Source organism: Streptomyces bobili (genome assembly GCF_002154575.1).
Classification (GTDB): Bacteria; Actinomycetota; Actinomycetes; order Streptomycetales; family Streptomycetaceae; genus Streptomyces; species Streptomyces bobili.
Genome location: NZ_MUBA01000067.1, coordinates 1 through 12,175, shown reverse-complemented (window position 1 = coordinate 12,175; position 12,175 = coordinate 1). Strand labels below are relative to the sequence as shown.

The following is a 12,175-nucleotide window of genomic DNA, read 5'->3' as shown; positions in this document are numbered from 1 at the left end:
AGGTGAAACGAGGGCCGCCGCACCGGACCAGGTGGGGCGGCCCTCGGCGTTTTCCTAGGTCCTTACGGCAGGATGTGAGCCATGCCCAGTGCAGAATCGACGCCAGCGCGCGTGCATGAGCCGGAGCCGGTGCGGCCGACCAGGAATGACGAGGTGGCCGCGGCCGGCAGTGAGCTGATCGGCGGCCCTCTGGGGCGACGAGCCCTGACTGGGACGTCCTGGTTGTCTCCCGTCCGCGTCGTCGCCCTCGTGGCGATCGGCATGTTCGCCCTCGGCCTGATCCAGAAGGCGCCCTGCTACAACGGCGGCTGGTTCTTCGGCGCGGTCTCCCAGTACACACATGCCTGCTACTCGGACATCCCGCACCTGTACCAGGGGCGCGGATTCGCCGACGGACTCGTGCCGTACTTCGACCGGCTCCCCGGTGACATGCAGTACCTCGAATACCCGGTCCTCACCGGAGTGTTCATGGAGGTCGCCGCGTGGTTGACGCCGGGCAGCGGCAGCGCTCAACACCAGGGCCAGTGGTACTGGATGGTCAACGCCGGGATGCTGATGGCGTGCGCGGCCGTCATGGCCGTCTGCGTGGCCAGGACGCACGCCCGGCGGCCCTGGGACGGTCTGCTGGTGGCCCTGGCGCCCGCGTTCGCCCTCACTGCCACCATCAACTGGGATCTGCTGGCGGTCGCTCTGACGGCCGCGGCGATGCTGATGTGGTCACGCAGTCGACCCCTCGCGTTCGGCGTGCTGCTGGGGCTGGCCACCGCCGCGAAGCTCTACCCCGTCTTCCTCCTGGGCCCGCTGTTCGTCCTGTGCTGGCGGGCGGGGAAGTGGCGGGACTTCGGCGTGGCCCTGGGCGGTGCGCTCGTCGCCTGGCTGATGGTGAACCTGCCGGTGATGCTCTTCGCCTTCGAAGGCTGGTCGAAGTTCTACACGTTCAGCCAGGAGCGGGGCGTCGACTTCGGGTCGTTCTGGCTGATCCTGGCCCAGAACTCCAGCGATCCGCTCACCACCGACAGCGTCAACACCCTCGCCACGCTCCTGGTCGTGGTGTGCGGACTGGGTATCGGGGCGCTGACGCTGATCGCTCCGCGGCGCCCCCGGTTCGCCCAACTGGCCTTCCTGATCGTGGCGGCCTTCATCCTCACCAACAAGGTCTACTCGCCGCAGTACGTCCTGTGGCTCGTGCCGCTGGCCGTACTGGCCCGGCCGAAGTGGCGGGACTTCCTGATCTGGCAGGCCTGCGAGGTGGCGTACTTCCTCGGCATCTGGCTGTACCTCGCGTACACCACCAGCGGAGACGCCCACAAGGGGCTGCCGACCGACGGCTATCACTGGGCCATCGGCGTGCACCTGCTCGGGACGCTCTACCTGTGCGTCATGGTGGTGCGGGACATCCTGATGCCCGAGCGGGACGTCGTCCGCCAGGCGGGGGACGACGATCCCTCGGGGGGCGTGCTCGATGGCGCCGAGGACGTGTTCGTCCTGGGAACCGCGGTCCGTCCCGCCCGGCATGCGGCCCACTTCGACGGACCGCAGGTGGAGTGGGGCAAGCAGGATCCGGCCGACAGTTCGCCCTGAGCGAACACGGCGTGGTCCGTCCACGTAAAAGGCCGTACACGGAGGGCTCCGTGTACGGCCTTACGCGTTTCCGTGCTGCTCAGCGGTCCATGATGCGGTCGAACTGCGTGGTGGTGTGCCGCAGATGGGCCACCAGCTCGTCGCCGACCGTCGGCTCCGGAGCGTCCGAGGGGACGAACAGGATGGACACCTGCATGTGCGGCGGTTCGGCGAACCAGCGCTGCTTGCCGCCCCAGACGAACGGCGACAGGTTCCTGTTCACCGTGGCCAGGCCGGCGCGCGCGACGCCCTTGGCACGCGGCATGACGCCGTGCAGGGCCTTGGGGGCCTCCAGCCCCACCCCGTGCGACGTACCGCCCGCCACGACCACCAGGTAGCCGTCGGAGGCCGCCTTCTGCTGCCGGTAGCCGAAGCGGTCACCCTTGGCGACACGCGTGACGTCCAGGACGGCGCCGCGGTACTCGGTGGCCTCGTGGTCCCCCAGCCACAGCCGCGTTCCGATGCGGGCCCGGAAGCGGGTCTGCGGGAACTGCTGCTGCAGGCGGGCGAGTTCATCGGACTTGAGGTGGCTCACGAACATCGTGTGCAGCGGCAGCCGGGCCGCGCGCAGCCGGTCCATCCAGCCGATGACCTCCTCGACGGCGTCCGAGCCGTCGGTACGGTCCAGCGGCAGATGGATGGCGAAGCCCTCCAGGCGGACGTTCTCTATGGCGGCGTGCAACTGCGGCAGGTCCTGCTCGCTGATGCCGTGCCGCTTCATCGAGGACATCACCTCGATCACCACCCGCGCACCCACGAGGCCGTAGACGCCGTCGATGGACGACACCGACCGCACGACCCGGTCGGGCAGCGGGACGGGCTCCTCACCGCGCCGGTACGGCGTCAGCACCAGCAGATCGCCGCCGAAAAAGTCCTTGATGCGCGCGGCCTCATAGGTCGTGCCGACCGCGAGGATGTCCGAGCCCAGCCGGGTGGCCTCCTCGGCCAGCCGCTCGTGCCCGAATCCGTAGCCGTTGCCCTTGCAGACCGGGACGAGCCCCGGGAACTGCTCCTGCACGTGCTTGTGGTGCGCCCGCCAGCGCGCGGTGTCGACGTAGAGCGTGAGCGCCATGGCCGGACCTGGAACCTTTCTCGTGGCTGCGGTGATTCAGAGGTGGAGAAGCTGTCGAGACGTATGACGCCATCGAAGCAGCTGACGGGTGCTCAGCGGCGGGACATGTAGATGTCGAGCGCCTTGTGGAGCAGCTTGTTCAGGGGGAAGTCCCACTCGCCCAGGTACTCGGCGGCCTGTCCGCCCGTGCCGACCTTGAACTGGATCAGGCCGAACAGATGGTCCGACTCGTCCAGGGAGTCGGAGATGCCGCGCAGGTCGTAGACGGAGGCGCCGAGCGCGTAGGCGTCGCGCAGCATCCGCCACTGCATGGCGTTCGAGGGGCGGAACTCGCGGCCGATGTTGTCGGAAGCGCCGTAGGAGTACCAGACGTGTCCGCCGACGATGAGCATCGTCGCCGCCGAAAGGTTCACGCCATTGTGGCGGGCGAAGTACAGGCGCATCCGGTTGGGGTCCTCGGTGTTGAGGGCCGTCCACATGCGCTGGAAGTACGACAGCGGACGGGGCCGGAAGTGGTCGCGCACCGCCGTGATCTCGTAGAGCCGCTGCCATTCCTCGAGGTCGTGGTAGCCGCCCTGGACTACCTCGACACCGGCCTTCTCGGCCTTCTTGATGTTGCGGCGCCAGAGCTGGTTGAAGTTCCGGTGGACCTCTTCGAGGGAACGGTTCGCCAGCGGCACCTGGTACACGTAGCGCGGCTGGACGTCGCCGAAGCCGGCACCGCCGTCCTCGCCCTGCTGCCAGCCCATCCGGCGCAGCTTGTCGGCTACCTCGAAGGCCCGCGGTTCGATGAAGTCGGCTTCGATGTCCCGCAGTCGCTTCACATCCGGGTTCTGGATGCCCGCCTTGATGGAGACGGCCTCCCAGCGCCGGATGATCACCGGCGGTCCCATCTTCACCGAGAAGGCGCCCTGCTGCTTGAGGTGCGCGAGCATCGGTTCCAGCCACTCGGTCAGATTCGGCGCGTACCAGTTGATGACCGGGCCCTCGGGCAGATACGCGAGGTAGCGCTTGATCTTGGGAAGCTGGCGGTAGAGGACGAGGCCCGCACCGACGAGCTCTCCGGTCCTGCCGTCGAACCAGCCGAGGCTCTCCGACCGCCACTCGGCCTTGACATCGGCCCAGGCCGGAACCTGCATGTGGCTCGCCGACGGCAGGCTCTGGATGTATGCCAGATGCTGCTCGCGGCTGATCGTCCTCAGGGTCAGGCTCATTCGGGGCGCTCCTCGGGCTGGTGTGTCCCCATGGGTACAGGGGCTCCGGCTCTCGCGCCGAAGCCTACTGCGCCTGGCGAGCGCCCTGACTGGGCGTACGGCACCTTCGCCCCGGCCTTGAGGGCGGCCGGGGCGTTCCGAGGGGGCGGAGCCGGTCCGGTGCGGCTTCTTCCACCGACGATGCCGACGACGCCGGACCGGCTTCGTCAGGTCACCAGAGGCCGCCGAAGAGGCCGCCGTGCGCCATGCCGAGGAAGAAGCCGATGCCGGAGGCACCGAGGCCCAGGATCAGGCCGAAGCGTTCACGGGTGGTCTCGGAGATCCACTGTCCGTAAGCGCCGGTGAAGATCCCTACCAGACCGGCCCACGAGCTGAGCAGGTGGAGGCTGTGGAACATCGCCGTGATGAAGGCCACCGCCCCCAGGACCAGGGTGACGGCCATGAGCGTGTCCTGGAGCGGGTGGGGTCTGTCGTCGGTGGCGAAGAGAGAGCCGGCGGTGGTGGGTCGCAATGCCTGTGCCATGAGGCACCTCCTGCGGAGAGCGGCGCATCGTAGCGCCATACACACCCGATGGGTACAGATTGACGGCCTCCCCGGCCGGATTTCAACCGGAAGCCGGTGTGCAGGTAGTCTGTACCCTCTGCACCGGTGTCTGCCCAGGCAACTGCCAGGGAATCCGCCCACCTGAGAGCGGGAACGTCGCGACGCGACCCCCGATTGTCAGTGGCGGCCGATACCGTTGCGTACGCATCACAACCCTCCTGCCACGGAACGACCGTGGCCGCTGAGTCCAAAGGAGGTGGGTTCCACATGCGTCACTACGAAGTGATGGTCATCCTCGACCCCGATCTCGAGGAGCGCGCTGTCTCCCCGCTGATCGAGAACTTCCTCTCCGTTGTCCGTGAGGGCAACGGAAAGGTGGAGAAGGTCGACACCTGGGGCCGTCGTCGTCTCTCGTACGAGATCAAGAAGAAGCCCGAGGGCATCTACTCGGTCATCGACCTTCAGGCTGAGCCTGCGGTCGTCAAGGAGCTCGACCGCCAGATGAACCTGAACGAGTCGGTCCTCCGGACCAAGGTCCTCCGCCCCGAGACCCACTGAGCTTTCCCGCTCAGCTGGTCTCGGGATTCGAGTAGCAGCACTAGCAGCCAGCAGCAGCAAACCCGCCGAGAGGTTCCCCCATGGCAGGCGAGACCGTCATCACGGTCATCGGCAATCTTGTCGACGACCCCGAGCTGCGCTTCACCCCCTCAGGTGCGGCGGTCGCGAAGTTCCGTGTCGCGTCCACCCCCCGCACCTTCGACCGCCAGACGAACGAGTGGAAGGACGGCGAAAGCCTGTTCCTGACCTGCTCGGTCTGGCGTCAGGCGGCGGAGAACGTCGCTGAGTCGCTCCAGCGAGGCATGCGCGTCCTCGTACAGGGCCGGCTGAAGCAGCGGTCCTACGAGGACCGCGAGGGCGTCAAGCGCACGGTCTACGAGCTGGACGTCGAAGAAGTCGGTCCCAGCCTGCGTAACGCCACGGCCAAGGTCACCAAGACTGCGGGCCGCGGTGGTCAGGGTGGTGGCGGTGGCTTCGGTGGAGCCGGTGGTGGCGGCGCCCAGGGTGGCGGCAGCTGGGGTGGAAACTCCGGCGGCGGTCAGCAGGGCGGCGGCGCTCCCGCCGACGACCCGTGGGCGACCGGCGCTCCCGCCGGTGGCAACCAGGGCGGCGGCAGCGGTGGCGGCGGCTGGGGTGGAAACTCCGGCGGCGGCGGCAGCGGCGGCGCTGGTGGCGGCTACTCGGACGAGCCCCCCTTCTAGGCCTCGGGCCCGGTTCTCCGGGCCTGCTGGGTCGAGGGCGGGTCGTATCCCAACTTCTTGATCACACAGGAGAATCACCATGGCGAAGCCGCCTGTGCGCAAGCCGAAGAAGAAGGTCTGCGCATTCTGCAAGGACAAGGTCACGTACGTGGACTACAAGGACACGAACATGCTGCGGAAGTTCATTTCCGACCGCGGCAAGATCCGTGCCCGCCGCGTGACCGGCAACTGCACGCAGCACCAGCGTGACGTCGCCACGGCCGTGAAGAACAGCCGTGAGATGGCGCTGCTGCCCTACACCGCCCAGGCGCGATAAGGGAAGGGTGACCGAAAAATGAAGATCATCCTCACCCACGAGGTCTCTGGCCTCGGTGCCGCCGGCGAAGTCGTCGACGTCAAGGACGGCTACGCTCGCAACTACCTGATCCCGCGGAACTTCGCGATCCGCTGGACCAAGGGCGGCGAGAAGGACGTCGAGCAGATCCGTCGTGCTCGCAAGATCCACGAGATCCAGACCATCGAGCAGGCCAACGCTGTGAAGGCCCAGCTCGAGGGCGTCAAGGTCCGCTTGGCGGTCCGCTCCGGCGACGCCGGTCGTCTCTTCGGTTCCGTCACCCCGGCCGACATCGCTTCGGCGATCAAGGCTTCCGGTGGCCCCGAGGTCGACAAGCGCCGCATCGAGCTCGGTTCGCCGATCAAGACCCTGGGCGCGCACGATGCGTCTGTGCGTCTGCACCCCGAGGTGGCCGCCAAGGTCAACCTCGAGGTCGTCGCGGCCTGATCGCTGCGTTCGGCTTGTAGAGCTGAGAAGGGGCCGCATCCTCACGGGTGCGGCCCCTTCCGCATGGCCGGCTCGATCGTGAGGGCATCGGCTCGGCGCCGCGATGTTTCACGTGAAACACCGGTTTCACGTGAAACGGTCAGCGGCTCGCGCCGGTGACCAGCCAGCGTCCCGAACGGGTACGCAGCCAGAGGGTCAGCATGCGGACCACCATCATCAGCGTCATGGCTCCCCACAGCGCGGTGAGGCCTCCCCCGAGAGAGGGGAGCAGCAGGGCTACCGGAGCGAAGACGGCCAGCGTGAGCACCATCGCCCAGGCGAGGTAGGGGCCGTCTCCCGCGCCCATCAACACGCCGTCCAGCACGAAGACGATGGCGCAGACCGGCTGCGACAGGGCCACCACCAACAGGGCGGGCAGGGCGGCGTCCGTGACCCCCGGGTCCCCGGTGAAAAGCGGCAGGAACAGAGGCCGGGCCAGCGTAACGAGCAGGGCCAGAACGACACCCACGGCAATGCCCCACTCGACCATGCGGCGGCAGACGACCCGGGCGCCTTGGGGGTCGTTGGCTCCGAGGTAACGCCCGATGATCGCCTGCCCGGCGATGGCGATGGCATCGAGAGCGAAAGCCAGCAGGCTCCACAGAGACAGGACGATCTGATGTGCCGCGATGTCCTCGTCGCCGAGGCGGGCGGCAACGGCGGTGGCGATCATCAGTACGGCCCGCAGGGACAGGGTGCGCACCAGCAGGGGCACTCCGGCCCGGGCCGAGGCCCGGATGCCAGCGGCGTCGGGGCGCAATGAGGCGCCATGCCGGCGGGCACCGCGGATGACCACGACGAGGTAGACGGCGGCCATGCCGCACTGGGCGATGACCGTGCCCCAGGCGGAGCCGGCGATGCCCAGATCTGCGCCGTAGACGAGACCGACATTCAGCAGGGCGTTGGCGACGAAGCCCCCGATGGCGACGTAGAGCGGGGTCCTGGTGTCCTGGAGTCCCCGGAGAACGCCGGTTGCGGCGAGGACGACCAGCATGGCCGGGATGCCCAGTGCCGAGATGCGCAGATAGGTGATCGCAAACGGGGCGGCTGTCTCGGAGGCGCCGAAGAGTTCCACGAGGGAGGGGGCGGTGGGCAGAACGAGGGCGATCACGGCAGCGCCGAGCAGCAGTGCCAGCCAGATGCCGTCCATGCCCTGGCGGATGGCTGCCGGGAGATCGCCGGCGCCCACGCGGCGTGCGACGGCGGCCGTGGTGGCGTAGGCGAGGAAGACGAAGATGCTGACGGCTGTGGTGAGGAGGGCGGAAGCCACACCGAGTCCGGCGAGTTGAGCGGTGCCGAGATGGCCCACGATGGCGCTGTCGGCCAGGACGAAGAGGGGCTCGGCGACGAGCGCGCCGAAGGCCGGGACGGCCAGTGCGACGATCTCTCGGTCGTGCTGTCGCCGGGTGGCCTTGGGGATCGCGAGAGCCGGTGTCATGGCCACCAATCTAATCGTCCACAGGTAAGAGATGCAATCGCCATGTGACCCTTACTTGGTGACTCCCTGTGTGTGCTCCCCTGCACCCTTCGAGGCGATCTTGGTCCGACTGGGAAAGTTTTTCTTCTGCACAGCCGGTGGACGAGAAACCTGCTGGTCAGCGCGTTCGGATGGTGAATGGGGAGTGCTTGTTCACAGGGCTGTCCACCGGGTCGTGCACAGGTTTCGCGCAGTTCTCCACAGCAACAGGCCCGTCGTCCACATGGCCTGTGGATAACCAGATTGGCTGACGTCCCTTGCGGGCCTACCGTGGTCCGGCGCCCGCTCCGTTCGTCGACCGTGAAAGTCTCACAAAACCGACGTGGCCGAACCGGAGTTGGGCCTCTTAGTTGTCAGTGCCGTGCCGTAGAAATATGGGTGCGGCTAGGTCCGCTCCGCGGACGGGAGGAGGTGGCTCGGTTGAGCATTTCCGAGCCCTTGGACGATCCGTGGGCCGACAGCGGTCCCAGTGATCGTCTGCCCCCCTCACGTCGGCGAGACGGGGGCCGCGGGAGGGACGAGCAGCACGATCGAGGCCGGGAAAGCGGTGAGTGGGACGGCGGCGGGACACCCTTCGAGCGAGTGCCGCCTCAGGACCTCGACGCCGAGCAGTCGGTACTCGGCGGCATGCTCCTGTCCAAGGACGCCATCGCCGACGTCGTCGAGATCCTCAAGGGCCACGACTTCTACAAACCGGCGCACGAGACGATCTACCAGGCAGTCCTCGACATCTATGCCAAGGGCGAACCGGCAGACCCCATCACGATCGCCGCCGAACTCACCAAGCGCGGCGAGATCAACAAGGTCGGCGGCGCGTCGTATCTGCACACGCTCGTCCAGACCGTGCCGACGGCGGCGAACGCGGAGTACTACGCGGAGATCGTGCACGAGCGCGCGGTCCTGCGCCGACTGGTCGAGGCCGGCACCCGCATCACCCAGATGGGATACGCGGGCGACGACGATGTAGACGAGATCGTCAACCGTGCCCAGGCCGAGATCTACGCCGTCACCGAGCAGCGCACCAGCGAGGACTACCTCCCGCTCGGCGACATCATGGAGGGCGCCCTCGACGAGATCGAGGCGATCGGCTCGCGCAGCGGCGAGATGACCGGCGTGCCCACCGGCTTCACGGACCTGGACTCGCTCACCAACGGGCTGCACCCCGGCCAGATGATCGTCATCGCGGCCCGGCCCGCCATGGGTAAGTCCACGCTCGCCCTGGACTTCGCCCGTGCGGCCTCCATCAAGCACAACCTGCCCAGCGTCATCTTCTCCCTGGAAATGGGGCGTAACGAGATCGCGATGCGCCTGCTGTCCGCCGAAGCGCGCGTCGCCCTGCACCACATGCGCTCCGGCACGATGACGGACGAGGACTGGACCCGACTGGCCCGCCGGATGCCCGAGGTGTCCTCCGCGCCGCTCTACATCGACGACTCGCCGAACCTGTCGATGATGGAGATCCGCGCGAAGTGCCGACGGCTGAAGCAGCGCAACGACATCAAGCTCGTGATCATCGACTACCTGCAGCTGATGCAGGCCGGTGGCTCCAAGCGCTCCGAGAGCCGTCAGCAGGAGGTCTCGGACATGTCCCGTAATCTCAAGCTGCTGGCCAAGGAGCTGGAGGTCCCGGTGATCGCGCTCTCCCAGCTGAACCGTGGTCCCGAGCAGCGCACGGACAAGAAGCCGATGGTGTCCGACCTGCGTGAGTCCGGCTCCATCGAGCAGGACGCCGACATGGTGATCCTGCTGCACCGCGAGGACGCGTACGAGAAGGAGTCGCCGCGCGCGGGCGAGGCGGACATCATCGTGGGCAAGCACCGTAACGGTCCTACGGCCACGATCACGGTGGCCTTCCAGGGCCACTACTCCCGCTTCGTGGACATGGCGCAGACCTGATCGGGCGCCCTCCGCGGTGGGCTCGTGGCGAGGACGGCGACGATGCGGTGGGAGCACGGTCCCCGGCTAGCGCATGGGTGCCGCTGCTCAGTGCCTCGTCTCGTACCTGGTCAGGACCACGCCGCCGGGAAACGTCCGCGTCTCCACCAGGCTCAGGTTCACCCAGTTGTCCAGCGCGGTGAAGAACGGTGTGCCGCCGCCCACCAGGACCGGCGCGGTGGCCAGCACGTACTCGTCGATCAGCCCGGCCCGCATGGCAGCCCCGGCGAGCGTCGCACCGCCGATGTCCATCGGGCCGCCGTCCTCGGCCTTCAGCCGGGTGATCTCGGTGACTGCGTCACCGGTGACCAGGCGGGTGTTCCAGTCGACCTTGTCGATCGTCGAGGAGAACACCACCTTCGACATGTCCCGCCAGCGGCGCGCGAACTCGATCTCCGCCGGGGTGGCGTTGGGCTGCTGGTCTCCGGTCGGCCAGTAGGAACTCATCGTCTGCCACAGCTTGCGCCCGTACAGCGTCAGGTCGGTCGCCTGCAACTGGTCGGACCAGAACTGGAACAACTCGTCGCTCGGCCCGCCCCAGCCGATGTCGTCGCCGGGCGCGGCGATGTAGCCGTCCAAGGTCAGGTTCATGCCGTAGATCAGTTTTCGCATGGCGTCAGCCTTCCCTGAGTCGGTCTCACGCGTACAGACCGACGCGGCGCGGGAAAGTCATCGGTGCGCGACCTGAGCTCGCACGTAGTCCCCCCGTGCTCGCTCACAGAAGACCGACATGTCATCGGTGGCGAGACCCCACAGCGCCCTCGGCGAAATGGGCTCGACTCCGGCCGTGGTGACGGGTGGACTGGGTTCATGACGACACCTCTGGAAGATCTGCTTCCCGGCACCCGGCGGGCGCTGCTGCACCGGATCGCTGTTGCCCAGTCCGCGGGACGGGCGCCCTCGCTCGTCGGCGCGGTGGTGCGCGACGGACGGACCGTGTGGCACGGGGCGCGGAGCTGCGTCGACGGGCACGCGCCGGATGAGAACGTGCAGTACCGGATCGGCTCGATCACCAAGACCTTCACCGCCGTTCTCGTGCTGCGGCTACGCGACGAAGGCGCGCTCGACCTCGAGGACCCGCTGGAGAAGCATCTGCCGGGCACGGGCGCCGGGGAGGCGACCATCGCCCAACTTCTCGCGCACACGGGTGGATTGGCGGCCGAGTCACCCGGTCCGTGGTGGGAGCGGACTCCGGGCTCGCTGCGTCCCGACCTCTCCGATGTCCTCGGTGACCAAGCCGCCCTGCATCCCGCGGGGCGTCGTTTCCACTACTCCAACCCCGGCTACAGCGTCCTCGGCGCCCTTGTGGAAGAACTCCGCGGGGCGTCGTGGGAGGAAGTACTACGGCGGGAAGTGCTCGAACCTCTGAGCCTGGACCGCACGAGTGCGCGACCGTTGGCTCCTCAGGCAGGGGGCTGGGCGGTACACCCCTGGGCCGATGTGATGCTGCCCGAACCCACCGAGGACTTCGGCAGGATGGCCGCAGCTGGCCAACTCTGGTCGACGAGCGGGGATCTCGCACGGTTCGCCGCCTTCCTGGTCCGAGGGGACGACCGGGTGCTGAGCGCGGAGACCCTCAGGGAGATGCGGACCCCCGGAGCGCCCGCCGAACTCACCGACCTGGCGGACGGCGGCACCTACGGGCTCGGGATGCGGATCGAGAACCTGGGTGGCCGGGTACTCGTGGGGCACTCCGGATCGGTGCCGGGGTTCCTGGCCGCGCTCACGATCAGTGAGGCCGACGATGTCGCCGCGGTGGTCCTCGCCAACTGCACGTCCGGTCCGATGGTGACTCAGGTGGCCGCCGACCTCGTACGCGTCGTGGCCGAGACCGAGCCGCGGATTCCTGAGCCGTGGCGGCCGCTGCGGGACGTCGATCAGTCTGTCCTGCTGCTGGCGGGTCAGTGGTATTGGGGAACCAGTCCATTCGCCCTGCGGATCACGGCCGACGGCCACCTTTCCCTCGGACCGCTCTCCGGCGGCGGGCGACGCTCGCGGTTCCGGGCGAACGGGGAGGGAACCTGGACAGGGCTGGAGGGCTACTTCGCGGGCGAGACCCTGCGGGTCGTGCAGAGGCCGGACGGCACCGTGGACCACCTCGACCTCGGGTCATTCGTGTTCACACGTCAGCCGTACGACGAACGGGCCGATGTGCCCGGTGGTGTGGACGCGGAAGGGTGGCGGGGGATCGGCTAGAGCCAGGGCGGGCAAGGGGGCGCCGTGTTTCACGTGAA

Annotated in this window: 12 protein-coding genes; 7 read left to right on the top strand and 5 right to left on the bottom strand. The window is 68.0% G+C overall.

The features are described 5' to 3' along the window. Positions 1-81: 81 nt before the first annotated feature. Entirely contained in the window at positions 82-1,581 is a 1,500-nt protein-coding gene (locus BZL64_RS06450; protein WP_086767025.1) for a glycosyltransferase family 87 protein, read from the top strand. Positions 1,582-1,660: 79 nt separating this feature from the next. Here BZL64_RS06450 and BZL64_RS06445 read toward each other — a convergent pair whose 3' ends face one another. From BZL64_RS06445 to BZL64_RS06435, 3 genes are all read right to left on the bottom strand, one after another. After that, positions 1,661-2,692 (bottom strand): alanine racemase, encoded by a 1,032-nt coding sequence (locus tag BZL64_RS06445; RefSeq protein ID WP_086767023.1) that lies wholly within the window; start codon positions 2,690-2,692, stop codon positions 1,661-1,663. Between the two features lie 92 nt (positions 2,693-2,784). After that, positions 2,785-3,906 carry a peptidoglycan bridge formation glycyltransferase FemX gene (femX, locus tag BZL64_RS06440; RefSeq protein ID WP_073491227.1) on the bottom strand — a complete coding sequence of 374 codons (1,122 nt, stop codon included), beginning with the start codon at positions 3,904-3,906 and terminating at the stop codon, positions 2,785-2,787. 211 nt (positions 3,907-4,117) lie between these two features. Next, the gene (locus BZL64_RS06435; protein ID WP_086767021.1) at positions 4,118-4,429 is read right to left on the bottom strand and encodes a hypothetical protein; all 312 of its coding nucleotides are present in this window, start codon (positions 4,427-4,429) and stop codon (positions 4,118-4,120) included. A 288-nt stretch (positions 4,430-4,717) separates the two neighbouring features. Between BZL64_RS06435 and rpsF the strand changes: the two genes are divergently transcribed. From rpsF to rplI, 4 genes are all read left to right on the top strand, one after another. Continuing rightward, positions 4,718-5,008 (top strand): 30S ribosomal protein S6, encoded by a 291-nt coding sequence (rpsF, locus tag BZL64_RS06430; RefSeq protein ID WP_006604399.1) that lies wholly within the window; start codon positions 4,718-4,720, stop codon positions 5,006-5,008. Positions 5,009-5,088: 80 nt separating this feature from the next. Beyond that, entirely contained in the window at positions 5,089-5,709 is a 621-nt protein-coding gene (locus BZL64_RS06425; RefSeq protein WP_086767019.1) for a single-stranded DNA-binding protein, read from the top strand. A 79-nt stretch (positions 5,710-5,788) separates the two neighbouring features. Beyond that, a complete protein-coding gene (gene rpsR / locus BZL64_RS06420) occupies positions 5,789-6,025 on the top strand; it encodes a 30S ribosomal protein S18 (RefSeq protein WP_020130672.1) in 237 nt (78 codons plus the stop codon). Positions 6,026-6,043: 18 nt separating this feature from the next. Continuing rightward, positions 6,044-6,490, top strand: coding sequence for a 50S ribosomal protein L9 (gene rplI, locus BZL64_RS06415; protein ID WP_086767017.1), 447 nt, complete (start codon positions 6,044-6,046; stop codon positions 6,488-6,490). A gap of 139 nt (positions 6,491-6,629) precedes the next feature. Here rplI and BZL64_RS06410 read toward each other — a convergent pair whose 3' ends face one another. Continuing rightward, positions 6,630-7,967: an MATE family efflux transporter gene (locus BZL64_RS06410; RefSeq protein WP_086767015.1), complete on the bottom strand. Its 1,338-nt coding sequence runs from the start codon at positions 7,965-7,967 to the stop codon at positions 6,630-6,632. A 459-nt stretch (positions 7,968-8,426) separates the two neighbouring features. Between BZL64_RS06410 and dnaB the strand changes: the two genes are divergently transcribed. Then, the gene (dnaB, locus tag BZL64_RS06405) at positions 8,427-9,902 is read left to right on the top strand and encodes a replicative DNA helicase (protein WP_086767013.1); all 1,476 of its coding nucleotides are present in this window, start codon (positions 8,427-8,429) and stop codon (positions 9,900-9,902) included. 87 nt (positions 9,903-9,989) lie between these two features. On the opposite strand, the gene BZL64_RS06400 is transcribed toward dnaB, so the two are convergent. Continuing rightward, positions 9,990-10,553, bottom strand: coding sequence for a dihydrofolate reductase family protein (locus BZL64_RS06400; protein ID WP_086767011.1), 564 nt, complete (start codon positions 10,551-10,553; stop codon positions 9,990-9,992). Positions 10,554-10,751: 198 nt separating this feature from the next. Here BZL64_RS06400 and BZL64_RS06395 point away from each other — a divergent pair, with 198 nt between their 5' ends. Then, a complete protein-coding gene (locus BZL64_RS06395) occupies positions 10,752-12,137 on the top strand; it encodes a serine hydrolase domain-containing protein (RefSeq protein WP_086767009.1) in 1,386 nt (461 codons plus the stop codon). The last annotated feature ends 38 nt before the right edge of the window (positions 12,138-12,175 follow it).